The sequence below is a fragment of the Ruegeria conchae genome (genome assembly GCF_000192475.1).
Lineage (GTDB): Bacteria > Pseudomonadota > Alphaproteobacteria > Rhodobacterales > Rhodobacteraceae > Ruegeria > Ruegeria conchae.
The window spans coordinates 79,299-103,869 of sequence record NZ_AEYW01000013.1 but is presented as its reverse complement, the minus strand read 5'-3'; the positions used below and the strand labels follow the sequence as shown (position 1 = coordinate 103,869).

Here is a 24,571-nt window from a genome sequence, read left to right as displayed (position 1 = left end):
CCGTGCCGAGGAACGCCGCATTCTCGAACGCGGGGGTCTGGATCCTGTCGCGGGCGGCGAGATTGCCGCCCGGCCCGTCTCCTCCCTGTGGAGACGATTGTTGATGAGAAGCGCTCCGACCTGAACGGGAAACCTATTACTCCATGCCGCAGTCACAAATCTCAGCGGCATTAACCCCCTTTAACATCCGATCGGGCCGGAAACGCTTCAGTTCACCTGACGTTCCAGAACGGTGCTGTAGGTCGTTCCGTTCCGCAGGCTACGGAAATCGGCAAAGATCTTGCCGTCCTCGTACTGCGCATCGATCAACGCATTTGCGCCAATCACCAGCGGGGAAGTTTCAACAATGCCGATCGAGCCAGACCCATCGAGGCTGATGGTTCCGGTAGCCTCATATTCATTCCACTCGGTATCGCCATCCCGGCGCCACTTGCTGGGCCCCCAGAAGACATTGTCTTCCTGCATCTGGACGTCGAGCATCCATTCGGCCTGATTAAAGCGGGGCTGATCGCCCTTGTAATAATGGCTGGGCTGCACGGTCGTATAAGACCCCAACCACGTGCCGCGCAGGTCCGGCGTGGTGTCGGCCAGTGCAGCGGTTCCGAGGGCGAGGCTGGTGGCCAGAGCGGCTGCTCCGGCAGTCATGTATCTGGTCATGGCTTTCCTCCTGAATGCGACCCTTTAGAGTTCAAAAACGAACATCGTTGCTGTGGGATACAGATTGGGCGGAGGTGCGCCGGTTACAACTTACCTAAGGGAAACTTCATAAACCGGTAATGTTTGCGTCAGGCCCAGGCCAGCGCGGTGCCGAGGATGACCAGACCGATACCGAACGCCTCACGATACGAGAAGTTCTCGCCAAACAGGAAGAATGAGGCGATGGCGATCAGAACAACCTCGGCCCCCAGAATGCCGGTATAGATGATGCCCAGTCGTTCCTCGCGCAGCGCGGCAAGCTCCAGCGTCGCCCCGGCCAGCAGGGTGGCGACGATCAACAGGCCGAGGCCAACGCCGGGGAGTTTCCACCAGAACTTCATCGCGATCATGGCCACGGAATAGAGACCCGCCGACCCGAGGGCGATAATGGGGATCATGGATGTGGACATCTGCGCCTCCTGCCGAGGGTTCCGTTGGGTCAAGTGTAGCAGGAGGGTACGGTGGGGGCTGTGAGGTGGGTCACAGTGGATGATGGGTTGAAAACCCATCCTACGTAGGGTGGGTTTCCAACCCACCATTCCATCCCCGTAGGGCGGGCTTCAGCCCGCCCTACGACCGATCATCAGAACTGAGGGCAGCGCCGGCCCGAGGGGAGGCGCAATCGCGCCGCCCCATGGGGGCGGGTCGGCGCGGCCCGGCGGTGCCGCCGGGCGGGTGGGTTGATGTAATGTTCAGCTAGACTTTAACCATATATCGGATGACGACTAAAACAGCGATGCGATTGACTCACCAAAGGATTTCAATCCTTGCGCAGCAAGCCAAACTGATAAGCCCCTCGCCGTCCATTTCGCAGTTTGCTCGCCTGCAACCTTTGCGAATTCTTTGACAAATACATCCCCGACATCACCGATGTAAGCAAAGACCTTTTTGGACAACGCAATTGAGAGCTCAGACAGCCGACTCAGTTTAGCTTCGGAAGCTTCTAGTTCTTCAATTTCGGCCTCTTCAACGAACTCAAGCAGCTTTCTAAGTTCGCTGAGTTCCTCTGCATTAAGAGCGCCGTCGCTTGGTGGGCTATTGTGCCCAATTCCGGCAGGTATAACTTCCTCGAACAAATTTAGATAAGAACGAATCCGAGGCACACTGTCTTTCAAATCGTTGAAAGTGAACTCATCATCTTCGTCCTCGTCTTCTTCAACTTCATCAACTTCAATACGATCCTCGTGCGGCACCCAATAATCTGGAAAGCTATCATCCAGTTTTTCCAGAATATTTTCAAACTCGGAAACCGTGATGTGTTGCGCCCATGCCTGATGAAGTAGCTCTTTCGTGGGGATTGATCGCAGTTCCCATTCATCGGCAAGTTCATCTTCATTTTCCCAATCACTAAAATCGTATTGGGCTTCTTCCTCGGGAACGAAGTTCTCCTCGACCCACTTTCGAAATTCTCTGACTTTCCGCTCAGGCGACCAATTGTCGACAAAAGCGGGAACGGTAGTCTCCGAGGAAACTTGAAGTTCACCTTTGGGTAAATCCGACAACCAAAACCTCCGACACAATGCAAATCGAAGGTGAGCATCTATCTATAAGTTGTCAAAGATAAATTTAGCTGACGCCGCTTGCAAAAACGGTGTCTGCCCTACTTCTACGGTGAGTTTTGCGCTTGGAAATGCATTAGCTGCATAATCCACTTTCACTCAACGCCAAAAAATGGACAGCCTTAGCTGTCCATCTTCAACGCTGAAATAAACGCCTCCTGCGGGATATCGACCTTCCCGAACTGGCGCATCTTCTTTTTACCCGCCTTCTGCTTGTCCAGCAGTTTGCGTTTCCGCGTGGCGTCGCCTCCGTAGCATTTGGCGGTCACGTCCTTGCGCAGGGCCGAGAGGGTCTCGCGGGCGATGACCTTGCCTCCGATGGCGGCCTGGATCGGGATTTTGAACATGTGGCGCGGGATCAAATCTTTCAGCTTTTCGCACATCGCCCGGCCCCGCATCTCGGCCCGGTCGCGGTGAACCATGGTCGACAACGCATCGACCGGTTCGTCATTCACCAGCACCGACATCTTGACCAGCGCGTCCTCGGTATAACCGGTCATCTGATAATCAAACGACGCATAGCCCTTGGTCACCGATTTCAGGCGGTCGTAGAAGTCAAAGACAACCTCGTTCAGCGGCAGGTCATAGACGACCATGGCGCGGGAGCCCGCATAGGTCAGGTCCATCTGGATGCCGCGGCGGTCCTGGCACAGTTTCAGCACGTCGCCGAGGAATTCGTCCGGCACAAGGATGGTCGCCTTGATGCGCGGTTCCTCGATATGGTCGACCTTGGACGGGTCGGGCATGTCGGCGGGGTTGTGCAGCTCAATCATCTCGCCGTCTTTCATGTAGACGTGATAGATCACCGACGGCGCAGTGGTGATGAGCTCGATATCGTATTCGCGTTCGATGCGGTCGCGGATGACCTCAAGGTGCAGCAGGCCAAGGAAGCCGCAGCGGAAGCCAAAGCCCAGCGCGGCCGAGGTTTCCATTTCAAAACTGAAGCTGGCGTCGTTCAGGGCCAGTTTGTCGATCGCATCGCGCAGGTCTTCGAATTCGGAACTATCGACGGGGAAGAGGCCACAGAATACGACGGGTTGCGCGGGTTTGAAGCCCGTCAGAGCCTCTTCGGTGCCGTTGCGGTCATTGGTGATGGTGTCACCGACGCGGGTGTCGCGGACCTGTTTGATGGATGCGGTGAGAAAGCCGATCTCACCGGGGCCCAGCGAGTCCACCATCTCCATCTCGGGGCGGAAGACACCGACGCGGTCGACATGGTGCAGGGTGTTGTTCGACATGAACTTGACCCGCATCCCCTTTTTCAGCGTACCGTCCATGATGCGGACCAGAACGATGACGCCGAGATAGGCGTCGTACCACGAATCCACCAGCATCGCCTTGAGCGGCGCGTCCAGATTGCCCTGCGGTGCGGGCAGTTGCTGCACGATGGCTTCGAGCGTCTCGTGGATGCCCTGCCCCGTCTTGGCGCTGACCTGAATGGCATCGGTCGCGTCGATGCCGATCACATCCTCGATCTGTTCGGCCACGCGGTCACAGTCCGACGCGGGAAGGTCGATCTTGTTCAGCACCGGCACGATCTCATGATCGGCGTCGATGGCTTGATACACGTTGGCCAGCGTCTGCGCCTCGACGCCTTGGGTCGAGTCCACAACCAGCAGCGAGCCTTCGACCGCGCGCATGGACCGGCTGACCTCATAGGCAAAGTCCACGTGACCGGGGGTGTCGATCAGGTTCAGCACATAGGCCTCGCCATTGTCGGCGGTATAGTCGATGCGAACCGTGTTGGCCTTGATGGTGATGCCACGCTCGCGCTCGATATCCATGCTGTCGAGCAGCTGTTCCTTCATGTCGCGATCCTTGACTGTTCCGGTCTCTTGAATGAGCCGGTCAGCAAGGGTGGATTTGCCATGGTCGATATGCGCGACGATGGAGAAATTGCGGATATGAGCGAGGTCTGTCATGGGTTGGGGATATGTAGAGGAATCGTGGGTTGGTCAAGGTGCATCAATCGATGAACTAAAACAGTGAATACTTGCAATCGAGTCTTTCAAATGAACGATTTACAAAACGCAGAAAAAGCTCTCTGGGCAAAGATGACTAAACAAGAGAGGGCAATCATTGCAGCTCGTATTGCCTTAAGACTGTTACCTAACACTTCCTTTGGAACGCTATCTCAAAATCCCGCAGTGAACTTAACTCACGAATTCCGGCAAGTACTAATTCAAGTTGTTAAACTATTTGATCAATCAGAAGCCACAGACGTTGAGGTACAGGTCGATCTCATTCGTGCATCGTTAAGTGGCACAATCGAAGTTGTTGAGGAGTTTAAGCACCAAGCGCCGGTGTATGCAGCTAGGTCGGCAGCAGCCGCTGCGCAGGCTGCCAGGACGCAGCAACCCGATGAAGTCGCTCGCGCAGCATCGGATGCGGCAGAATACGCCGCTAATGCATCTCGAGCGTCTGAAGCAGCGAAGATTGCAGAAGCAATTTGCCACGCGGCCATAAATTCTGCCGTAGCAGACATTGAGGCAATGAGGACAAAGGGCAAGGTGGAATGCTTCGCGACTCCATTGCTTGACTCAAAAAACAAAAACCTACTTCAATTTTGGGATGCGATCCAAACCAGCATCTATGGAAAGTCCAACTTGTTTGGTTTTTGGCAAGAATGGTATCAAGGTTTTCTCGATGGCAAACCTATCGACTGGGAACTCCAACGTAGAGTTGCGTTGATTGATGATGACATCTGGAAATCAAGTTCAGAAGAAATTGCCGAAGAAATCGAACGAATTCGTACCCGCTGGGAGGTCGAGAAAGCCCTAACGGACTTAAGCGATAGCCTGAGTGTCCGAACCACCGCACGCCACGGCATCGGAGGTAACAACCCTCCTGAGAGCATTCAAGACGAGCGTTTGTACGGCGCAGCCACATTGATTTGGGAAGCCGAAGAAGAACTCTCAACCGCGTTAGAGCAGGAAAATCCCGCTCACGATTGGATTGAGGCAATCTTAGCCAAGTTCAAAGCAGGACTAACCAGTCTCCTCAAGTGGTGTGCTGGAAAGGTTAATTTAGCTGTTGGCACCGCAATCGTTGTTGGCGCGACCAAGGGTTCGACCGTTGTTGTGGATGCTTACATCGCCAAGCATCCAGAGAAGATTGAAGCATTGATTGAAGCCTTGGAGCGGTGGCTTCCGTTTTTGTCATGACCGGTGCCGGGCTGAAGCCCGGCCTACGGGGTGGGGTGTTTCCGACTCGTGCAATCACTTTTTCGCGCCACCCAATTGATCCCGAATCCACTTTGATTCATACTCCGCCGCAGACCGAGAGGGGCATAAGACCCGTCCGGGCAGGCAAAAAACGAGGCTCGAGTATGAAACAGTTCCTCTTAATCGCATTTTGTGCGGCATCGGTGACGGCGGTGGCCCACACAGTGGACGCGGCGCAAATCAAACGGGCGTGTTTGGCGTCGGACCGCGAGGCGGCGACGCGGGCGCGATGCACTTGCATTCAGCGCGTAGCGGATCAGGCGTTGACGCGGGGCGATCAGAAGACCGTGGCAAAGTGGTTCGAAGACCCCCATCAGGCGCAGGAGTTGAAGATGTCGCAGACCGCGCGCGATGATGCGCTGTGGGATCGGTATCAGAACTTTGGCCTGATGGCGCAGGCGATCTGCAGCTGACCGACGGCAAATCCTTGACCTGATGCCCGCTGCGCCCCAGAAAGGCGCAGCGAAAGGTATGTGCGATGGTGATGAAGGGGCTGACCCTGCGGGGCCTTGAGGTGTTCGAGGCGCTGGCGCGGACGGGATCGGTGGCGCAGGCGGCCGAGATCACGGGGCTCAGCCAGCCGTCGGTGTCTCAGCAATTGCGCAATCTGGAAAAGGCTTTAGGCACTGATCTGGTGGATCACGGGCGGCGACCGATGCGGCTGACGCAGGCCGGGCGCAGTTTTCTGGCGCGCACTCAAGCGGTGCTGGGTGAGCTGCAAGTGGCCCAGAGCGAGCTGGCGGTCATGGATCTGGGGCATCTGACCACTCTGTCCATCGGATTGATCGACGATTTCGACAATGATCTGACGCCCAGGTTGGCCACTCTGCTAGCCGACAGTCTGACCCGGTCGAAATTCAAGCTGATCACGCTGTCGAGCCTCGATTTGTTCGAAGCACTGGAGGCGCAGCGGTTACACATGGCTGTCTCGGCCCATTCTGGTGAAGTATTGGAAGGTGTCATCGAATACCCTCTGGTCCAAGACCCGTTCATTTTGGTCGCTCCCAAGGGCGCCGAGCAGCCGATGCAAGACCTGCCCTTCCTGCGCTACGCCCGTGAACAGTTGATCAGCCGTCAGATCGAAGGTCATCTGGCCAGGCAGCAAATGGAGTTCGAAGAACGGTTCGAAATCGGTTCGCATCTGGCATTAATGGCGATGGTGGCACGAGGCTTGGGCTGGGCGATCACCACACCGCTGGGCTATATGCGCGCCGCACGGTTTCATGACGGGCTGGAAGCGCAACCTGCCCCGTTTGGCAAGTTCGCGCGCAGAATCTCACTGATTACTCGCTCCGACTGGTCGGATCAGGTACCGCAGGAAGTGGCGGATATGATTAAGCGACTGATGCAGAGCCAGATCGTTGACCCTGCTTTGGCGCAGTTGCCGTGGCTGGACGGGCAGCTGAAGGTGATAAGTTAGTCAAGCATGAATGGATCGCACCGCTGCCTGAACTGCATTTTTTGTCAGTTCAAGGTCCATCTCGGAGATCGCCAGTGAAGGATAGAGTTTGCCGGCCGACTTGAAGATGCCGTGGTGTCGCAGCGTCGCATTATAGGCTTCGTTACGCTTTGGGTCGTCATGCTTGGCGGTCCGATAGTCTCTGCAAACACTGGCTGTAAAAAAGATGTCAAACAAGGTCTCATCACCACAGATTTGATGCGGAATATCAGCCTTGCTCAACTCCTCACTTTGCATGTCTTGCAGCTTTTTTCCGATAGCGCGCAAGCGCTCATAGCTGCCCTCGCGGCGTAGGATGTCCATCGTCTTAAGGCCGGCTGCGGCAGCGATCGGATTGCCTGACAGTGTGCCAAGCTGCATTAGCCATTTGTTCGCGCCGACAGTAGATTTGTCGAAATGCTGCATGATCTCGGTATTGGCCCCAATGGCGGCCAGAGGAAAACCGCCGCCGATGATCTTGCCCAAGGTGCAGATGTCTGGAGTTACTCCATAGCGTTCCTGCGCGCCGCCATAGGCCAGCCGGAAGCCCGTAACGATTTCGTCAAAGATCAAGAGGACACTGTATTTGTCGCACAGGTCGCGCAGCCCTTGCAAATAGCCGGGCAAGGCGGGAATTATCCGCTGCAGGGGCTCTACGATAATCGCGGCAACGTCCTTGTTTTCGTCCAGCAGCGCCTCGACCGCGGTCAGATCGTTAAACGGGGCGATCAACATCTGATCAGCGACCCCTTGCGGGATGCCCGCGCTGTCGGGAATAGCTTGGGGGAAGTTGATGCGGACTTCGGGCGCAAGGCTCATCTGTGCTTCGGCGCTCATCCCGTGGTATCCGCCTTCGAACTTCAGGACCTTGTCGCGGCCGGTATAGGCGCGGGCAAGACGGATGGCGTACATGTCGGCCTCGCCACCTGAGGCCACAAACCGGACCTGTTCGCAGCACGGCACCGCCTCAACAATCGCCTCGGCCAGTTCGATGCCCTTGGCATTGTTAGCAAAGAAGGTCATGCCCTTGGGGAGCTGCTCAAGAACGGCCCCTATGATTTCAGGATGGCCATGCCCCAGAAGCATCGGGCCAGAGCCGATCAGATAGTCGACATATTCGTTCCCATCCTCGTCCCAGACACGGCTGCCTTCACCGCGCGCGATGACTATGCCGGGATCGAAATTGCCGAAGCCTCCGGCAGGCAACACGGTGCGGGCCCGGGCGATCCAATCGGCTTGAGAGGTCAGTTTCTGCATAGGTCAGTCCAGTTCAAGAATTGGGGTACCAAGGATGTCCAGATCGGGCCTCACCCCAAGCCCGGGGCCTTCTGGTGGTGCAATACGCCCATCCTTGCGGGACGGACAATCCGGCGCAATGCGTGGCCCTACATAGGACGACAGATCGCAGGTGTTCAGTAGGGCATCTCGCGGTGTCGAGGCGGCGAAATGCAGCGATGCGGCGGTGACTATGTCTGATCCCCAAGTGCATTCCGCGCAGATCTCGGCCCCCAGATGAACAGTCAGATCACGCGCGCGGCGCATCGCGGACAGCCCGCCGAATTTCGACAGTTTCAAGGCGACTGCGTCCAGCACGCCCAGTTCATGCGCGTGCATGAGCGACGCCAGATCATAGGCATTTTCGTCGATTTTCATAGGCAGGCCAGTTGCCTGTCTGACAGCTGCACAATCTTCCAGCGTTTTGCAGGGCTGCTCCAGCATAACATCCAGATGTGCCACAGCGCGTCCCGTCCGCGTGGCCTGAAGTTTTGTCGCCCCGCAGTTCCAGTCGCCATAGACCAGTGGGCCGTCGCCCACGGCCTCGCGTACCTTGGCCAACCGTTCGGCATCTGCTTGCCAGTCGGCGTCGGCCCCAAGCTTGACTTGAAACTGTCGGATACCCGTCGCATAAGCCTGACGCGCGATCCGCGCCATGTCGTCGGGCATGACGCAGGTGATCGAGTGATAGAGCGGCATGTCAGCTTGAGTGCGGCCACCAAGCAGCGCGTAAAGGGGCTGCCCACTCGCTTTGCCGAACAGATCCCACAACGCCATGTCGACGATAGATTTCGCATAGAGATGTCCTTGCAGGAACGAATCCAGTTTACGCATTGGGGCATCAATGCCGAACGGTTCGACGCCAAGGATTTCGGGTGCCATTTCCTCGATCGCACCGGGGACACCATTGGCGAAGGCGGGCAGGTAATGCGGGATGGGGCAGACCTCGCCCCAGCCTTTCTTTCCGTTATCGGCCTCCAGACACAGGACATGGCTTTTGACCGTGTCGCAGGTCTTGCCCTCGGCCATGTAGTAGGTCTCATGGCTGGTAAGATCGACAGACCATAACGAAATGCGAGAGATTTTCATGATATGTCATTTCCATCAGTCAGTTGCGGCCCGGACTCGAACTGATTGCGCCAGAATACCAGACATAGAACCGAGTCTGCGCCCGTCGTCATCGCGTGAGGCTGGTTAGAGGAGTGGAACGCAGTGTCGCCAGAGCTCAGCCAGCGCTTAGCTTGTCCGGCACGTAGGAACTCTGCCTGCCCGGCAAGCACTAAATAAAGCTCTTCCGCTGGGTGATGATGCCACGGATAGTGCAGATGTGGCGGCATATAAACCAGCCAGACACGGAGTTGGTCTGATGCAAAGCCGCCCTGATCGCCGACCAGACAGAAGCAGCCAAACCGATCCATGAAATCATCGCCTATCCCGCTATCTCGATAATGCTCGAGCCAGTGCGCGTCGCAGGCAAGCGCAAGCACAGCGTCACGCAAAGTCGAGACTGTCCCAGACCGCAAGGCTTGGTCAGTTGCCAGCAAATCAAGCGGGGGCAAGGCCCGCGTCGTGACCTTTTGTGGCACAAGATCAGTCGGAAATGAACTGAACTCCGCAAGAGAGGGGTAGGTACGAAAGCAGCGGGCAAGCTCGGCTGCTGCGTGCGTCCAGACCTGTGCTTGTGTCACGCGATCTCCCTTGCGTCGGTTCTGGGCTTTTTGGATTTGGGGTCGTAGGCGGGATCGCCCAGCACACGGGCTGCACGGCGGATGCCGTGGATCACCACTTCAAGCGCCGTGCCGGGAGTGGCGGCGTGAGGTTTGACATAGGCAAAGGCCAAAATCTTCCCGACTGTTGGGCCAAAGGCCACGGACGCTGTGGATCCGACCACCTGCCCGTTCAAAACCACCGCCTCACCGCCGTGGCCGTCCGCTTTTCCGTCGGGCTCGATTTCCAGATAGGCGCAGACCCACGGCAGGTCAGTATTTAGAGTTTTGTCGCGGCCCAGATACTCCTTGTCCGTCCGAGCAAAACGCAAAACATCAGCCTCGGCCAGTGTGACCTCGTTGGTTAATTCGCCAGCCCCCTTGAAGCCCTTCTCCATACGCATCGCATTCATCGCGAAGCTGCCGTAATCGGCAATGCAGTGTATCTCACCCGCAGCCCACAGCGTAGTGTAGACATCAAGGCTGGCGTCATTGGGCATGTGGAATTCCCAACCGAGCTCGCCCGCGTAGGACATACGGAATGCCCAGACATTGTGACCTGCAACCGTGATTTCCCGTGCAGACAGCCAGCGGAACCCGGCGTTGGACAAGTCGGCGTCAGTGCAGGCGGCCAACACGTCCCGCGACTTGGGACCGTTCAGGGACAGGACACTCCACTCGGACGACAGGGCCGTTATCGTCACATCTTCCTCCGCGCGTCGATGGTTCAAGTGGTCCAGCAGGCGTTGTTCGAAGAAAGCGGCGCAGACCAGATAGAAGCGGTCTTCAGCCATCCGCACAATCGTCGTTTCCAGCTCGATCCGGCCAGCGCGGTTCAGCATGTGGGTCAGGGTGATCGAGCCGATCTTCTGCGGCATTCGGTTGGCGGTCAGCCGGTCCAGCAATGCGTATGCATCCGGCCCTTCGACCAGCACCTTTGCGAAGGCGGTAACATCCATGATGCCGACGCCGGTGCGCACCGCTTTCACCTCGGCCGCTACCATATCGTCGACGGGGGAACGGTTGAAGGAATAGTGGTCGCACTGTTCGATCCCCTTGGCGAAAAAGCGTGGGCGTTCAAAGCCATAGACCTCTTCATGCACGGCACCTTTGCTTTTCAGCAGATCATGCAAGGGGGACGGCTTGATCGGGCGTCCGACCAGACGGTTGAAATGTGGGAAGGGGATTTCGTGGCGCAGACAGTAATCCTCTTCGGCCTTCACTACCTGCCAGTTCTTCGTGGCATAACTGCCAAACCGGCGCGGGTCGAATTCGCGCATCGAGATGTCAGCCGCTCCATGCACCATCCAGCGCGCCAGCTCGCGGGTCAGGCCGGGCCCCCATCCAATGCCGATCTGAGTGCCGCAGCAGCACCAGTAATTGCGCACAGCGGGTGCCGGGCCGATCAGCGGGTTGCCGTCTGGTGGATGGCTGATCGCGCCGTGCACGACGCGTTGAATGCCCAGATCGGCAAAGATCGGCATCCGGTTCAGGCTTTCTTCCAAATACGGCATGACACGGTCATAATCCGCGTCAAACAGCCAATTCTCGTAATGCCATGGACATTCATCGTGCCAGACCGAGTTCGGGTTTTCTTTCTCGTAAATCCCGATCAGGCCCTTCTTTTGCTCCATCCGGATATAGCCCGAAACTTTCTTGTCGTCGCGAATGACGGGCAGTTCTACGTCGAGACCCTGGAATTCGGGCACCTCGTCGGTCACGAAGTAATGGTGCGTCATCGAGGTCATGGGCAATTGCAGCCCCGACCATTCGCCCATCTGCCGCGCATATGTGCCGCCGGCATTGACGACATGCTCGCAGGTGATTGTGCCCTTCCCAGTCTCAACCACCCATTCGCCATTGTCAGCTTGCGTGATGTTGGAAGCGCGGCATTGGCGGATGATCCGCACGCCCTTTTGACGGGCCCCAGCGGCCATCGCCATCGTGACATTCGTCGAGTCCACGTGACCGTCATCCGGCGTGTGAAGTGCGCCCAGAACACCACTGAGGTTATAGAACGGGTGCAACTCGGCCACCTTTTCCGGCCCAACCAGTTCGATGTTGAAACCCAGCGAGCGACCCACCGATAGCGTATGGCGCAACCAGTCCATTTCGTCTTCCGTATAGGCTAGGCGAAACGACCCGCAGCCGTGCCATGTCACCGGCTGGCCTGTTTCCGCTTCCAATCCACCGGAATAGAGGCCGATATTATAGTCCACGCACTTCCCCAACCCAAAGGACGAGGTCGAATGTGTGATCTGTCCGGCGGCGTGCCATGTGCTGCCCGAGGTCAGCTCGGCCTTTTCAAGCAACACCGTTTCCGCACCCCAGCCTTCATGCCCAAGATGATAGGCCAGCCCGACGCCCATGATGCCTCCGCCGACGATGACCACGCGTGCGTGGGATGGAAACTCACTTGCCACGACAACATCCTTTTCGAGTCGTTTTCCTCTCGACACGCTAAGCAAACAAAAATACCATCGTCAATCATGAATGGGACAAATGTATCAAATACGATTCTCGAGCGTCTGGCCGATGAGCTTTCCGAGCTGACGCCCGAGGCACGCAAGGCGGCAACTTATGTCTTGGAAAACCCCCGTGATGTGGGGGTGTCGACGGTGCGCGAAATCGCAGAGGCTGCGAATGTCAAACCCAACACCGTCGTGCGCATGGCCCGTCAGGTCGGGTTCGAAGGCTACGAAGATTTCCGCGCGCCCTTCCGCGATGCCATCCGACGCGGCGCCGCCGACTTCCCGGACCGCGCGCGCTGGCTTCAGGACATTCGCAAATCGGACGATCTGGGCGGGCTATATGCCGACATAGTGCAGGACGTGCTGCGCAACGTCGAAGAGACCTTTGCGGGTATCTTGACCGACGACCTGAAGACGGCGGCCGAGGCGATCTGGGCCTCGCGCAATGTGTTTACCCTTGGCGTGGGCGTCAACAACTCGATCGCGCGCAATTTCACCTATCTGGCCTCGACCGGTATGAAGGAGTTTCACGCCATCCCGCGTCCGGGCTCGACCCCTGTCGATGATCTGGCGTGGGCAGATGAAAGTGACGTGCTGATCGCGATCACCTGCAAACCCTACCGGTCCGAGGTGGTCAAAGCCGTCGAGATAGCGCGCGAACAGGGCATGGTCATCGTCGCTCTGTCCGACAGTCCCGCCAGCCCGATCCTGCGTCTGGCCGATCATGACTTCGTGGTATCGGTCGATACACCGCAATTCTTCCCGTCCTCGGTCAGCATCATCGCGCTGCTTGAGACGCTTTTGTCATTCGTCATCGCCGTTGCCAGCGACGAGATCGTCGAACGGGTCGAGAAATTCCACAACCGTCGCCACCAGCTGGGACTGTATCACGAGGAGAAGACATGACCGAACCCATCAGGTCTTTGGCCGCGCGTTATTACACCGATCCCGATATTTATGCGCAAGAAATGTCCGGCCTGCTTGCCCGGACATGGCAATTCGCGGGCCATGTCAGCCAGCTTCCCAATGTCGGTGACTATTTCACTTTTGAAATTGCGGGCCAAAGCCTATTCTCGATCCGTGGCCGGGACGAAGTGATCCGCACCTTCTATAACGTCTGCCAACACCGCGCCCACGAAATGGTCACCGGGACTGGTAACACTCGTGTGGTGGTCTGCCCCTATCACGCCTGGACCTACGAACTGACTGGACATTTGCGCGCGGGTCCGAACATCAAATCCGTTCCGGGCTTTGACCGCTCTGAGATCTGCCTGACCGAAGTCCGGACCGAAGATTTCCATGGCTTTCTTTTCGTCAACCTCGATGACGATGCGGCGCCGATGGACGATTGGTTCCCCGGTGTCCGTGAAGAGATCGCCGAATTCGTTCCCAATGTCGTCAGGCTTGCCCCTCTGGAATGGGTCGAGGTGCCTGAGAACTGCAACTGGAAGGTCTCGGTCGAGAATTACTCAGAGTGCTACCACTGTCCCATTAACCACGCGACTTTCGCCGAGGGTGTAATCAAGCCGGAAACCTATGACATCCAACCGGATGCGGACGGCGGATATGTTCTGCGCCATACAACCGAATGTCAGCCAATGAAAAAGATGACCTATCCCGTGGACATGTCGGTGCCCCATGCCGGGGATTATCAGAGCTGGTTCCTGTGGCCCATGTTCTCATTCCAATGCTATCCGGGCAATGTTCTAAACACCTACCACTGGCGTGCCCACGGCCATGAAAACTGTACCGTCTGGCGCGGCTGGTTTACGCCGGAAGGTGCTGAAAGTGAGGTAATCCGGGGTCTTGCCGCTCAAGATCGCGAGACAACAGTAAAAGAGGACATCCACCTCGTGGAAAGCGTGCAGCGAGGGCTGAAATCTCGTGGTTATCGCCCCGGTCCCCTTGTGCTGGACCCCAACTGCGGGGTCAGTTCAGAGCATTCCATCGCTGCATTGCAGCGCTGGATGCGTGAAGCTGTAGATGGTCAAGAACATTGACGCACAATGCACCAACATATTGATCGATCTGTAATGAAGGCCTATTGGCTAAGCTACATTGATGGCGCGTTGGTCAACGGCATAGCCAGCCGGATCGACGCGTTGAACCCTAGCATCGACAAAAAGCTGGCCGAGTGTGCGCTTACGGATGCGGGCAACGTTGTCAGCGCCGATATGGCTGCAAAACGCGCGCATCTATCAGGTACCTTGTCCGATCTGCGCCCAGTCGAACATGGTCACATAGTGCAGGCCATGGGCCACTATATGCTGACCCATATTGACGAGATCGCCAGGATTCTGACGCTGGAACAGTGCGACCCCCTGTGGGAAGCCCGGATCGAGGTCGAGGAAGCCGCGCCGTATTTCGAATACTATGGCGATCAGGCTGAATCCTTCGAGGGCCACTCGATCCCGTTGGGGAAAGACCATTACAATTTCACGACCTACGAACCCCACGGTGTTTCGGCGCAGATAATCTCTTGGAGCAATCCGATCGAAATGACGACGCGTTCGCTGTCAGCAGCACTTGCCTCGAGCAACGCCGGCGTGATCAAAACGCCAGAGCTGACACCGTTCAGCAACTCGTGGTTTGCCTCCGCTGCAGAGACCGCAGGCCTGCCTGAGCGCGCGGTGAACATCCTTTACGGGCTGGGCCACGAGTCCGGTAGTGCCTTGTCGACCCACACGCATGTGAACCAGATCGTCTTCACAGGGCCCGTCCCCACGGGCATTGCCATTGCGACCATCACCGCCAAGAACGTCGTCTCCAGTGTGCTGAAACTTGGCCGGAAATCCGCTGCGATAGCGCATGATGATGCTGACCTGAATGCGTTCGCGAATGGCGCCCCCCAAGATGCGCGAAGCCTTGTGGAACTATGTACAAACCAAAAACGTCGCCATCAAACTGAAGGACTAGACCATGAGCGTATTTGACGAAGATCTGTTTCTGAAAGGGCTCGAACAGCGCAAAACTACGCTGGGGGCTGAATATGTCGAAAAGAACTTGGCTACAGCAGATGATTTCACTCGCCCGTTTCAGGAGGCCATGACCGCGTGGTGTTGGGGCTTTGGCTGGGGGGATGACGTGATCGACGCAAAGACCCGGTCGATGATGAACCTCTCGATGATTGGCGCACTAGGCAAAATGACTGAATGGGAGACCCACTGCCGCGGGGCCATCAATAATGGCGTCACCAAAGAAGAAATCCGCGCAATCGTTCACGTGATTGGAATTTATTGCGGCGTGCCGCAGGCGTTGGAGTGCTTCCGTGTGGCCAAGAAGGTGCTGGAAGAGAGTTAGAAGGCGCGAGCGCTCAACCTTACACTGGCGGTCTCGCACCACAACGCCGCATCACTCAAACATAGTGGTCCTATTCTATACCGGTGTGTGGCCCCTCTTTGCTCCGGGATTGATATCCGACGAACCAACAATTCTGTTGATTCAAGGGGAAGGTCTAATGGACGTACACTTTCACCCGGACGAATAGAACCAAGATTCAAAAGGAGGGGTACATGCCCCTCCATATTTGTTGCTCACCTCGGTTCGGACATTGGTGCGCAGTACAGCATCGATCTAGATGAGCTCTGCGCAGGCATCGGTGCGTTCAGTGCCCTGAATGCAGGGCGTACTCCAGCTTCTATAGCTCAGCGCTCAGGTACGCCTGCAAGCCCTCAACAGCAATTTCGATCAGGTCCAGCGCTCCATCGAAATCGCGGGTATAATACGGATCGGGCACGTGATCGGCACCGGAATGTGGCGCGAAATCGGTTAGCAGGCGGACAGGAGTATCGCTGCCATCGGGGCGCAGGTCTTCGATATTGGCGATATTGTCCGCATCCATACCGATGATCAGATCGAAGCGGTGGAAATCCTCGGCCACGAACTGGCGGGCGCGCAGGTCGCTGAGGTTAATATCGCGGGCGCGGGCGGCTTTTTGCATTGGGCCATAGGGCGGATCACCGATATGCCAACCCGATGTTCCGGCGCTGTCGGTTTGGTGATGGCGCGCGCGGGCGCGAAAAACGCCCTCGGCTGCCGGAGAGCGGCAGATATTGCCCAGGCAGACGAAAAGGATACGGTGTGTCATGGGAATGGGTGTAGCGCGTGAGGCGGCCATGGAAAAGATCGTCATTCTGACTGGAGCCGGAATTTCCGCCGAAAGCGGGCTGGGCACGTTCCGCGACGAAGGCGGCCTGTGGGCGCAGCACCGGATCGAGGATGTCGCAACGCCCGAAGGATTCGTCCGCAATCCGGCACTGGTGCATGAGTTTTACAATGCCCGCCGGGTGCAGGCCGCCAAGGCACAGCCCAATGCCGCACATCGGGCGCTTGCCCGGCTGCAGAAGCGATGGCCCGGCGGAGTGGTCATCGTCACGCAGAATGTTGACAGCCTGCATGAGGCAGGCGGGGCTGCACGGGTGCTCCATATGCATGGCACGCTGGCCGGTGCCCTATGTGGAGTTTGCGGGCACCGCTGGACCTCGCCACCCGAGATGGAGGTACACGAGCCTTGCCCAGCCTGCTTTCAACCGACGGCCCGACCCGATGTGGTGTGGTTTGGTGAGATGCCCTATTTTATGGATGAAATTTACGATCACCTGGCTGAAGCCGCACTGTTCGCCTCAATCGGCACTTCAGGTCAGGTTTATCCGGCGGCAGGTTTTGCGCAAGAGGCACGGGCCGGAGGTGCGCGAACGATAGAATTGAACCTTGAACCTTCCTCTGGGGCGTCCGTCTTTGATGAGACACACCTCGGGCCTGCTACCGAGGTGATCCCGCGTTGGGTCAATGAAATGTTGGTACGGGGCCGCACGCGATAGGGGCAGACAGAGCAGCGCTTTCGCGTCTATGGTGCTGAAAACAATAATGCTGAGTGAGTTCATGACAGATCTACCACCCAAAGACGGAGAAATCCTTGACGATAGCAGCATCAACGCGCGTGACACCTTAAGCGAGAATCTTGCCAACCTGTGGTGGACCTTCTTGCTGCGCGGAATTCTGGCCGGTCTGATCGGGATTGCGGCGCTGTTCTGGCCCACCAGCAGTATCTCAGTATTGCTGCGGCTGGTGGGGGCGCTGCTTATTCTGGATGGTGCGCTCACTTGGCTTGGGTTTGGGCGACGTGGGCTGGTTGGAGGCTTTGGCATCGGTGCTGCTCTGATCGGATTGATACTATTGATCTGGCCACAGGGAGTGGCGTGGCTGGCATTTACGCTGATGGGGGCGATGGCGTTATTCGTGGCCATAGGCTCCTTCATGGCCCTGCCTCAGATGCACCCACAGGATCCCGAGCGTGCAACGGTGCGAAATTCAGGTATCTTTGCCCTCATCATCGGGCTGGTGCTTATATTCTGGCCCGGCAGCGGAATGGTGGCTTTGGGTTGGGCAATTGCTTTCTTTGCGTTGACCTCAGCCATCGTGATGTTCTTTCTGGCCGCACGGTTCAAAAATGCAGGTGATCGGTTGGGAATGAAAACTGTCAACCGCTAGCAATATAGGCCGGGCATTGTCCGGCCTAATGCCTTGATGATGGCTGATGAAACGGCGGATTAGTTCGAATGCGAGTGGTCGCGTGAGCCGTGCCCGCCCTGATCCTACCGCTCCAAATCTACCGGGATTTCTACAACAACCTCTCCGGCCTGTTCAAAAATCAGCGTCACCGGCACAGAAGATCCCTGTTCAAATGGCGCATTGAGTCCCATGAACATGACATGGTCACCGCCACGTTTCAGCAGGTGGGCTTCACCTGCCGGTATGGAAAATCCTTCCTCGACATGGATCATCTGGGCAACGCCGTTTTCATCAACCTTGTGGGTGTGAAGCTCTACACGCCCTGCCACATCTGATTTGACGCCGATCAGGCGGTCATCGGTATCGCTGTGGTTTTCGATTACCATGAAGGCGGCACCGGCCTTGGCGGATTTACCTGAGGACCGCGCGTAGGCATCGTCAACAACGATAGCATCGGCAGCCATGGCGCCTGAGGTGAATGAAAGCGCAGCCAAAGTTGCGAGCAAAGTGGATTTGAGGGTCATTGCGACTCTCCTTACGTAAATTTCTGATTTTGTTAGATGTCTAATTCAGACAGAGATCGGAGGAGCGCGGGCAGGATGCCGTGGCAAGGGGGCCGAAATCAAATCCGCCGAGCGTAGTGGTGGAGCGGGCAACGCCCTGGACGGAGCCAAAGGCAGGGCAGCGCGCGCATCGTGCACAGCGCCCAGCAGGCTAAGCGCATAGTCCGGACAGTAATGCGGCGCACGTGTCGGTTGACCCTCGTCATCCATATACACAACCACAGGCCCGGTTCCGGTGCACAGAACCATCTGCCCCACCGCACGATCAATGCCGCGCGATGCAGCAAGGCCCTGCCCCGTGACAAGTACGAGCAGGGACAGCGCATAAGGCAGTATCTGGCGGAAAAAGTCTTTCATCCTAGCCCGAGATATACGCCTGAGTTTCTATCCGCTACAAGCGAGAAGGCCAGGCTGAGACAGAATGGCCCGGTTCAGGATTTGGGTGGTTTTGCCGGGTCGGCGTTCATACTCGTATGTAGTCGATTCACCCGGCGTTGCATCCGCGTGCATCGAACCACTGCCGCCGCAAGTGAAGCTGGCACGAAAGACAATAAATTTGTTACTCGAAACAGCATGATGACCCCCCAAAATCAACAATATGCATATACATATATTGATTTCATCAAGACTTCTGTGAACAAAGTCACGGAAAGGCTCGCTTTGTTAGCTTTTTAAAAACAATGGACAGGATCATTGCAATCATCACCGACAAAAAAGCCCCGCATCCAAGGATGCAGGGCTGAATACTTTTGTGTCGGCAAGACTTACGCCGAAGCTTGCGCTTTGGCGATTTCTTTCTTCACTTTCAAGGCGTTCGCCGACAGTTCGTCATCCTTGGCTTTCGCCAGAAATGCATCCAGACCACCGCGGTGGTCTACCGAGCGCAGGGCTGCCGCCGAGATGCGCAGCTTTACGCCGCGGCCCAGGGTTTCCGACTGCAGGGTAACGTCGTTCAGGTTGGGCAGAAAACGACGACGAGTTCTGTTTTTGGCGTGGCTGACATTGTTGCCAGTCATCGGGCCTTTTCCGGTCAGTTCGCAACGGCGCGACATGGTTTCTTCCTTTGTTTCTGGAGGCCGGGTACAAGACCCTCGGCCAAATCACAAGGGGCGCAACCCGAAGTCGCGCCCGAAAACTGGTTGGATGCGTGTAGTGGGAATCACGCGAAGGGTCAAGACGGGTGCGGCGAAATCTTTATACCGAAGTCGTTTTCCATTGTGGCGCCAGCTTCCGACCGCTGCAATAGAGGTTTGTTGTTCTTCAGATGGCGCGAGATCAACTGTGTCTGCAATCGCCCACGCGGGATCAGGCGGGCCGGATCGATGCGGTAATCTAGTTCGGCCAACTCAGGGAAGATTTCGAATATTTCACGTCTCGCCGCAACACTAAGAGATTTTAACGCTTCGCGGCCGGTATAAAGGCTTTCGGTCGGGGTGTTTTCAGCAAAAATCACTTGATGGCGGTCAAACAGCAGGTGAAAATACTCAACGCTTTCGACGCTTTGATCAACGTAGATATCCGGCATCGCAGTGAGCTTGATGGCCGGAATCAAAACCTCGTTCGTGCCGAACATACGTTGGGCGATCTTTGAGTGCACCAGCATCCGGTGCTGGCGCGAGACCAGCAGATCACGATGAGGCAGCCCCTCTCCCAATGCACCTGCAAGAATGCGCACAGGCCAGAGTCTGGGGTTGGCCTCAAGCTGGGGGCGGTCAAATTCGCGCCGTCCGATCCAGCGGATCGGGTGCAGGCCCTGCCCCAGCGTGGGGATCAGGTCACCGGTGCGCAGCGACTGGATCGTAGTCTGGCCGTGCTGCGTCGTTATCAATGTATCGCGCGTGAAACAGGGCATGCCTGATCCGTTCTCGAACGCCGAATAGGTGACAGTTATTCCGGATGGCAGGGTGAATGTGCCACTTGAGATTGAGTATCCGACCCCATCTTCAACCGTAATCACCCCGAAGGTATCGTCCGTGATAACAGTGCCCTCAGGCAGGTTCAGCGTATCGGTTCCGCTGCCGCCTCGAATGTCGCCTGTCACCGTGGTGCTGATGAAATTCAGCGTGTCATTGCCGCCGCCGAGCCGGATATTGCCCACGGTTGACCCGCTGACACCAACCGTGTCCGCATCGGACCCGCTGGCGATGCGCCCGCCAACCGTGCTGTTGGTGACTGTGATCGTGTCGATACCTGCGTTGCCCAGGACATTGTTGGCAATGGTACTATCGGTGATGGTGATATCATCATCGCCGCCACGGCCCCGGATATTATCAATCGGGGACCCCTGCGGCGCGCCATTCAACGTACCGTTGTCATTTGTGACATCGATATCGTCGTCGCCGTTGGTGCCATTGATATTGGGCATTCTGACGTGTCCCGTTCCTCGGAGCATCCGGGCACGATCCGAGCTGATCAAGCCCTTTCTCAACCCGGTTCAAACGCAGCAACTCACACTCAAACACAGCAATATATGCAACGATAATACACGATTAGCGGTCAGCCCACCAGCCGCGCACGCATCATACCGCCAGAGTGTTACGTGTCGGACAGTCCGGCGAGGATTTGATCGGCCGCCGCCGACGGGCTGAGACGGCCTGCACTGACCTGCGTGCCCAGATCGCTCATCCGGTCGCGCATCTGTGGCGTTTCGAGTCGCGCCAGCAAGGCGTGGCGCACCTCTTGTTTGAACCAGTATTGCGCCTGTGTAGCGCGGTTCGACGCCCAATGCCCGGCGTCGCGTCGCCAAGTGGTCAGGGTCTGCATCTCGTCCCAGGCCTGTTCCAACCCATGCTCTTCAACCGCTGAAACGGTCATGGCCTTGGGGAACCCTTCGGGGTCTTGCGGGCGTTTGCGCAGCAAACGCAGCGCGCCCGCGTAATCAGCGCAGGTGCGGGTGGCAGTCGCTTTCAGGTCGCCATCAGCCTTGTTGATCAGAATCATGTCGGCCATTTCCATGATGCCGCGCTTGACGCCCTGCAACTCATCACCGCCCGCCGGGGCCAGCAGCAGCAGGAAAAGGTCAGACATCTCAGCCACCACGGTTTCCGATTGGCCCACACCCACAGTTTCAATCAACACGACGTCAAATCCCGCCGCCTCGCAGAGTGCGATCGCTTCGCGCGTGCGGCGCGCCACACCACCAAGATGGCTCTGACTGGGTGATGGGCGGATAAAGGCGTTTTTCTCGCGGCTCAGCCGCTCCATGCGGGTCTTGTCGCCTAGAATCGAGCCGCCCGAACGGGCCGAACTGGGATCAACTGCCAGAACCGCAACACGTAGCCCCTGCCCCGTCAGCATCATTCCGAAGCTTTCGATAAAGGTCGATTTGCCGACACCTGGCGTGCCAGACAGGCCAATTCGCAGCGCCTGCCGCCCGACACCAGCCAACTGATCGAGCAAGTCCGTGGCCTGCGCTCGGTGGTCATCACGCCCGCTTTCGACCAGCGTGATCGCTCTGGCCAGTGCCCTGCGCTCTCCGTTCAAGATCCTGTCGCCAAGCTCGGCAATGTTCATCGGTCAGTCCCCGGCTGGAATTTGCCATAGATGAGAGGGGATGACCCGGTTTGTCCAGCCCCAACTCGGGTCCGGATCGGCGATGCTGGACCTTGGCCGAGGCTTTGGCGATAAGGCGATATGACCCGGTTGCCCATTGATGACGCCATTCCCGATCTTCTGAACGCCTTGCGAACGCATGGGTGCGCGGTACTGCAGGCGCCTCCGGGTGCGGGTAAAACGACCCGCGTGCCGCTTGAGATGCTGCATGCAGGCCTTGGCGATGGTCGAATCGTGATGCTTGAGCCACGTCGACTGGCCGCGCGGGCCGCTGCAGAGCGCATGGCTGAGACTTTGGGTGAACCTGTGGGTAAGACCGTCGGCTACCGCGTACGCGGTGATACGAAGGTTTCAAATTCCACACAGATCGAAGTGGTGACCGAGGGCATTTTGACCCGCATGCTGCAATTCGAACCGGATTTAGCAGGCGTGGGGGCAGTAATTTTTGATGAATTCCACGAGCGCTCGCTGAACGCCGATCTGGGGCTGGCCTTATGCCTTGAGGTGGCAGGAGCGCTTCGGGACGATCTTATCCTGCTTGCAATGTCTGCGACACTGGATGCCGAACCGGTGGGGCGGCTGATGGATGCGCCGCTCATCACTTCCGAGGGGCGCAGCTATCCGGTTGAATCCCGTTGGCTTGACCGACCTCTGGGTGCGCAGGCTCGACGCTTGGATGCGCTTGTTGATCTGGTTGTGCAGGCCGAGCGGGAAACTACAGGTGGAATGCTGGTTTTCCTGCCCGGCGAAGGGGAAATCAGGCGCGCCGAGGTTGCTTTGACACGCCGCCTGCCCAACGACTGCACGGTACACCCTCTTTTTGGTGCCCTGCCATTTGCAGCCCAACGCGCAGCAATTGCGCCAGTGACGACAGGCCGCAAAGTCGTGCTGGCGACATCGATTGCTGAGACCTCGTTGACCATACCCGATATCCGCGTGGTGGTGGATATGGGCCAAGCGCGGCGCGCACGGTTCGATCCAGGTTCTGGCATGTCGCGGCTGGTGACCGAGCGGGTAACACGAGCCGAGGCCACTCAACGTGCGGGCCGTGCAGGCCGTGTAGCCGAAGGCGTGTGCTACCGGCTGTGGTCCAAGGGCGAAGAAGGCGCACTGCTCGCATACCCACCTGCTGAGATCGAAGCCGCCGACTTGACCGGAATGGCGCTGGAGCTCGCGCTCTGGGGCGCGGAGCCGGGTGATCTTGCGTTCCTGACTTCGCCACCTGAGGGCGCATTGACCGAGGCACGATCCTTGCTAACCATGCTCGACGCCTTGGACAGCAAGGGCCGGATTACGGAACACGGGCGCGCGTTGGCTGCGTTGCCGCTGCATCCACGTCTCGCGCATATGTTGGTGCGTGCGGGCCGCGAGGCCGCCCCCTTGGCGGCGCTGATGGCAGATCGAGATCCGCTGCGTGGAGCGCCGGTTGATCTGTCGTTGCGGCTTGAGGCGTTGCGGGATATCCGCAAGTTTCGGCACAATCGCGTCTGGCAAGTCAACGAGGGCGCGCTGGATCGGATCAAAACAGAGGGAAAACGGTTACGTGCGCAAGCGCAGGGCTCTGGCGATCTGAGCCCTGCGGCGACGGCAGCCCTGGCCTATCCGGACCGCATCGCGCAACGGCGCAGGGGTGATACCCCCCGCTATGTCCTCTCGGGCGGTAAGGGCGTGGTGCTGGAGGCTGACGACACCTTGGCAACAGCTCCTTATCTGGTCGTCACCGACACAGACGGCAACCCGCGCGAGGCCCGCGTACGCATGGCCGCACAGATTTCCGAGGGTGAAATCCGCGATCTATTCGACGATCAGATTGAATGGGTCGATAGTTGCGAATGGTCCAAGCGCGAACGCCGTGTCGTGGCCCGACGGCAGGAACGCTTCGGGGCGATCACCCTGGATGACCGCATCTGGAAAGACGTACCCGAAGACGCTGTGGCCCAGGCAATGCTGGTCGGGGTGCGTGATCTCGGAATACGGCTGCAGGGGGCCTCGGCAAGGTTGGCAGCGCGGGTCGAGTTGGTTCGAGCTGAAGGTGTTGACCTACCCGATTGTTCGGAAGGGGGTCTTATGGACGCGCTGGAGGACTGGCTGCTGCCTACGCTCTCGGGCGTACGCAGCGCCGAAGACTGGAAGCGTTTTGACCTGCTACCAGCTTTGCGTGCCCGGCTGGATTGGGCCCAGACGCAAGAGCTGGACCGCCGCGCGCCGGGGTCGTTTGTGACTCCGCTTGGACGCAAGCTGCCAATCGACTATAGCGGTGCGGCGCCCGAGATTTCGGTGCGATTGCAAGAGGTGTTCGGCGTGACCCAACACCCGTTAATCGGTGGTGAGCCCTTAAAGATCACACTGCTGTCACCGGCGCAGAGACCGATACAGATCACCCGCGATCTACCAGGGTTCTGGGCTGGGTCTTATGCGGACGTGCGCAAGGATATGCGGGCGCAATATCCCAAACATCCCTGGCCTGAAGATCCAACTCAAGCTGACCCAACTCTGCGTGCGAAACGTCGTAAAAACTGAACCGGACGCAATCTAACCAATGTTTTTGGCGGTGATAGCACCACAATTCAGCAAAA

24 protein-coding genes are annotated in these 24,571 nt (G+C 57.7%); 10 read left to right on the top strand and 14 right to left on the bottom strand.

What is annotated here, in order from left to right:
• Positions 1–207: 207 nt before the first annotated feature.
• The 4 genes from G7G_RS0112380 to lepA form a co-directional block, all read right to left on the bottom strand.
• Positions 208–657, bottom strand: coding sequence for a hypothetical protein (locus tag G7G_RS0112380; protein ID WP_010441744.1), 450 nt, complete (start codon positions 655–657; stop codon positions 208–210).
• Positions 658–785: 128 nt separating this feature from the next.
• Positions 786–1,106 carry a hypothetical protein gene (locus G7G_RS0112375; RefSeq protein ID WP_010441743.1) on the bottom strand — a complete coding sequence of 107 codons (321 nt, stop codon included), beginning with the start codon at positions 1,104–1,106 and terminating at the stop codon, positions 786–788.
• Between the two features lie 315 nt (positions 1,107–1,421).
• Positions 1,422–2,198 (bottom strand): hypothetical protein, encoded by a 777-nt coding sequence (locus G7G_RS0112370; protein ID WP_010441742.1) that lies wholly within the window; start codon positions 2,196–2,198, stop codon positions 1,422–1,424.
• Between the two features lie 179 nt (positions 2,199–2,377).
• Entirely contained in the window at positions 2,378–4,177 is a 1,800-nt protein-coding gene (gene lepA / locus G7G_RS0112365; protein WP_010441741.1) for a translation elongation factor 4, read from the bottom strand.
• A gap of 90 nt (positions 4,178–4,267) precedes the next feature.
• Between lepA and G7G_RS0112360 the strand changes: the two genes are divergently transcribed.
• The 3 genes from G7G_RS0112360 (at position 4,268) to G7G_RS0112350 (ending at position 6,899) form a co-directional block, all read left to right on the top strand.
• Positions 4,268–5,419, top strand: coding sequence for a hypothetical protein (locus tag G7G_RS0112360; protein ID WP_010441740.1), 1,152 nt, complete (start codon positions 4,268–4,270; stop codon positions 5,417–5,419).
• Positions 5,420–5,583: 164 nt separating this feature from the next.
• Positions 5,584–5,892, top strand: a complete 309-nt coding sequence (locus G7G_RS0112355; protein WP_010441739.1) for a hypothetical protein — start codon at positions 5,584–5,586, stop codon at positions 5,890–5,892.
• Positions 5,893–5,957: 65 nt separating this feature from the next.
• Positions 5,958–6,899, top strand: a complete 942-nt coding sequence (locus tag G7G_RS0112350; RefSeq protein WP_010441738.1) for a LysR family transcriptional regulator — start codon at positions 5,958–5,960, stop codon at positions 6,897–6,899.
• On the opposite strand, the gene G7G_RS0112345 is transcribed toward G7G_RS0112350, so the two are convergent.
• Genes G7G_RS0112345 through G7G_RS0112330 form a run of 4 tightly spaced genes read right to left on the bottom strand, consistent with a single transcriptional unit; the run spans position 6,900 to position 12,321 of the window.
• Positions 6,900–8,174, bottom strand: coding sequence for an aspartate aminotransferase family protein (locus tag G7G_RS0112345; RefSeq protein ID WP_010441737.1), 1,275 nt, complete (start codon positions 8,172–8,174; stop codon positions 6,900–6,902).
• 3 nt (positions 8,175–8,177) lie between these two features.
• Positions 8,178–9,281 carry a mandelate racemase/muconate lactonizing enzyme family protein gene (locus tag G7G_RS0112340; protein ID WP_010441736.1) on the bottom strand — a complete coding sequence of 368 codons (1,104 nt, stop codon included), beginning with the start codon at positions 9,279–9,281 and terminating at the stop codon, positions 8,178–8,180.
• Positions 9,278–9,880, bottom strand: coding sequence for a dimethylsulfonioproprionate lyase family protein (locus G7G_RS23000; protein WP_010441735.1), 603 nt, complete (start codon positions 9,878–9,880; stop codon positions 9,278–9,280). Before G7G_RS23000 ends, G7G_RS0112340 begins: the two co-directional genes overlap by 4 nt.
• Positions 9,877–12,321 (bottom strand): FAD-dependent oxidoreductase, encoded by a 2,445-nt coding sequence (locus tag G7G_RS0112330; protein ID WP_029621973.1) that lies wholly within the window; start codon positions 12,319–12,321, stop codon positions 9,877–9,879. The genes G7G_RS23000 and G7G_RS0112330 overlap by 4 nt, the downstream gene beginning before the upstream one ends.
• A gap of 66 nt (positions 12,322–12,387) precedes the next feature.
• On the opposite strand from G7G_RS0112330, the gene G7G_RS0112325 reads away from it, so the two are divergent.
• From G7G_RS0112325 to G7G_RS0112310, 4 genes are read left to right on the top strand one after another with little or no spacing between them, the layout of a single operon-like run.
• On the top strand, positions 12,388–13,275 hold the full coding sequence (locus G7G_RS0112325) for a MurR/RpiR family transcriptional regulator (protein WP_010441733.1): 888 nt from the start codon (positions 12,388–12,390) through the stop codon (positions 13,273–13,275).
• A complete protein-coding gene (locus G7G_RS0112320; protein WP_010441732.1) occupies positions 13,272–14,369 on the top strand; it encodes an aromatic ring-hydroxylating oxygenase subunit alpha in 1,098 nt (365 codons plus the stop codon). Before G7G_RS0112325 ends, G7G_RS0112320 begins: the two co-directional genes overlap by 4 nt.
• Before the next feature lie 33 nt (positions 14,370–14,402).
• Positions 14,403–15,302 (top strand): aldehyde dehydrogenase family protein, encoded by a 900-nt coding sequence (locus G7G_RS22995; protein WP_238528795.1) that lies wholly within the window; start codon positions 14,403–14,405, stop codon positions 15,300–15,302.
• Positions 15,289–15,669 (top strand): carboxymuconolactone decarboxylase family protein, encoded by a 381-nt coding sequence (locus tag G7G_RS0112310; RefSeq protein WP_010441730.1) that lies wholly within the window; start codon positions 15,289–15,291, stop codon positions 15,667–15,669. Before G7G_RS22995 ends, G7G_RS0112310 begins: the two co-directional genes overlap by 14 nt.
• A 337-nt stretch (positions 15,670–16,006) precedes the next feature.
• On the opposite strand, the gene G7G_RS0112305 is transcribed toward G7G_RS0112310, so the two are convergent.
• Complete coding sequence (locus G7G_RS0112305; RefSeq protein ID WP_029621970.1) at positions 16,007–16,456, bottom strand: low molecular weight protein-tyrosine-phosphatase; 450 nt, start codon at positions 16,454–16,456, stop codon at positions 16,007–16,009.
• 28 nt (positions 16,457–16,484) lie between these two features.
• On the opposite strand from G7G_RS0112305, the gene G7G_RS0112300 reads away from it, so the two are divergent.
• Together G7G_RS0112300 and G7G_RS0112295 are read left to right on the top strand one after the other, a co-directional pair.
• Positions 16,485–17,189, top strand: coding sequence for an NAD-dependent deacylase (locus tag G7G_RS0112300; RefSeq protein WP_010441728.1), 705 nt, complete (start codon positions 16,485–16,487; stop codon positions 17,187–17,189).
• A gap of 61 nt (positions 17,190–17,250) precedes the next feature.
• On the top strand, positions 17,251–17,859 hold the full coding sequence (locus G7G_RS0112295; protein ID WP_050806461.1) for an HdeD family acid-resistance protein: 609 nt from the start codon (positions 17,251–17,253) through the stop codon (positions 17,857–17,859).
• Between the two features lie 104 nt (positions 17,860–17,963).
• On the opposite strand, the gene G7G_RS0112290 is transcribed toward G7G_RS0112295, so the two are convergent.
• The 5 genes from G7G_RS0112290 to meaB form a co-directional block, all read right to left on the bottom strand.
• The gene (locus G7G_RS0112290; protein WP_010441726.1) at positions 17,964–18,404 is read right to left on the bottom strand and encodes a copper chaperone PCu(A)C; all 441 of its coding nucleotides are present in this window, start codon (positions 18,402–18,404) and stop codon (positions 17,964–17,966) included.
• Positions 18,405–18,449: 45 nt separating this feature from the next.
• Positions 18,450–18,800 carry a hypothetical protein gene (locus G7G_RS0112285; RefSeq protein ID WP_010441725.1) on the bottom strand — a complete coding sequence of 117 codons (351 nt, stop codon included), beginning with the start codon at positions 18,798–18,800 and terminating at the stop codon, positions 18,450–18,452.
• Between the two features lie 407 nt (positions 18,801–19,207).
• Positions 19,208–19,495 (bottom strand): 50S ribosomal protein L28, encoded by a 288-nt coding sequence (gene rpmB / locus G7G_RS0112280; RefSeq protein ID WP_008756960.1) that lies wholly within the window; start codon positions 19,493–19,495, stop codon positions 19,208–19,210.
• 119 nt (positions 19,496–19,614) lie between these two features.
• Positions 19,615–20,808, bottom strand: coding sequence for a Hint domain-containing protein (locus G7G_RS0112275; protein ID WP_010441724.1), 1,194 nt, complete (start codon positions 20,806–20,808; stop codon positions 19,615–19,617).
• Between the two features lie 170 nt (positions 20,809–20,978).
• A complete protein-coding gene (gene meaB, locus G7G_RS0112270; RefSeq protein WP_010441723.1) occupies positions 20,979–21,956 on the bottom strand; it encodes a methylmalonyl Co-A mutase-associated GTPase MeaB in 978 nt (325 codons plus the stop codon).
• 120 nt (positions 21,957–22,076) lie between these two features.
• On the opposite strand from meaB, the gene hrpB reads away from it, so the two are divergent.
• Entirely contained in the window at positions 22,077–24,515 is a 2,439-nt protein-coding gene (hrpB, locus tag G7G_RS0112260; protein ID WP_010441722.1) for an ATP-dependent helicase HrpB, read from the top strand.
• Positions 24,516–24,571 lie beyond the last annotated feature (56 nt).

Coding starts and splice junctions, on each gene's coding strand:
- hrpB (WP_010441722.1), top strand. CDS start 22,077: ATGACCCGGTTGCCCATTGATGACGCCATTCCCGATCTTCTGAACGCC.
- G7G_RS0112345 (WP_010441737.1), bottom strand. CDS start 8,174: ATGCAGAAACTGACCTCTCAAGCCGATTGGATCGCCCGGGCCCGCACC.
- G7G_RS0112350 (WP_010441738.1), top strand. CDS start 5,958: ATGGTGATGAAGGGGCTGACCCTGCGGGGCCTTGAGGTGTTCGAGGCG.
- G7G_RS0112295 (WP_050806461.1), top strand. CDS start 17,251: ATGACAGATCTACCACCCAAAGACGGAGAAATCCTTGACGATAGCAGC.
- G7G_RS22995 (WP_238528795.1), top strand. CDS start 14,403: ATGAAGGCCTATTGGCTAAGCTACATTGATGGCGCGTTGGTCAACGGC.
- G7G_RS0112275 (WP_010441724.1), bottom strand. CDS start 20,808: ATGCCCAATATCAATGGCACCAACGGCGACGACGATATCGATGTCACA.
- lepA (WP_010441741.1), bottom strand. CDS start 4,177: ATGACAGACCTCGCTCATATCCGCAATTTCTCCATCGTCGCGCATATC.
- G7G_RS0112305 (WP_029621970.1), bottom strand. CDS start 16,456: ATGACACACCGTATCCTTTTCGTCTGCCTGGGCAATATCTGCCGCTCT.
- G7G_RS0112310 (WP_010441730.1), top strand. CDS start 15,289: ATGAGCGTATTTGACGAAGATCTGTTTCTGAAAGGGCTCGAACAGCGC.
- G7G_RS0112300 (WP_010441728.1), top strand. CDS start 16,485: ATGGAAAAGATCGTCATTCTGACTGGAGCCGGAATTTCCGCCGAAAGC.
- G7G_RS0112340 (WP_010441736.1), bottom strand. CDS start 9,281: ATGAAAATCTCTCGCATTTCGTTATGGTCTGTCGATCTTACCAGCCAT.
- rpmB (WP_008756960.1), bottom strand. CDS start 19,495: ATGTCGCGCCGTTGCGAACTGACCGGAAAAGGCCCGATGACTGGCAAC.
- G7G_RS0112375 (WP_010441743.1), bottom strand. CDS start 1,106: ATGTCCACATCCATGATCCCCATTATCGCCCTCGGGTCGGCGGGTCTC.
- meaB (WP_010441723.1), bottom strand. CDS start 21,956: ATGAACATTGCCGAGCTTGGCGACAGGATCTTGAACGGAGAGCGCAGG.
- G7G_RS0112380 (WP_010441744.1), bottom strand. CDS start 657: ATGACCAGATACATGACTGCCGGAGCAGCCGCTCTGGCCACCAGCCTC.
- G7G_RS0112285 (WP_010441725.1), bottom strand. CDS start 18,800: ATGAAAGACTTTTTCCGCCAGATACTGCCTTATGCGCTGTCCCTGCTC.
- G7G_RS0112325 (WP_010441733.1), top strand. CDS start 12,388: ATGAATGGGACAAATGTATCAAATACGATTCTCGAGCGTCTGGCCGAT.
- G7G_RS0112320 (WP_010441732.1), top strand. CDS start 13,272: ATGACCGAACCCATCAGGTCTTTGGCCGCGCGTTATTACACCGATCCC.
- G7G_RS0112360 (WP_010441740.1), top strand. CDS start 4,268: ATGAACGATTTACAAAACGCAGAAAAAGCTCTCTGGGCAAAGATGACT.
- G7G_RS0112355 (WP_010441739.1), top strand. CDS start 5,584: ATGAAACAGTTCCTCTTAATCGCATTTTGTGCGGCATCGGTGACGGCG.
- G7G_RS0112290 (WP_010441726.1), bottom strand. CDS start 18,404: ATGACCCTCAAATCCACTTTGCTCGCAACTTTGGCTGCGCTTTCATTC.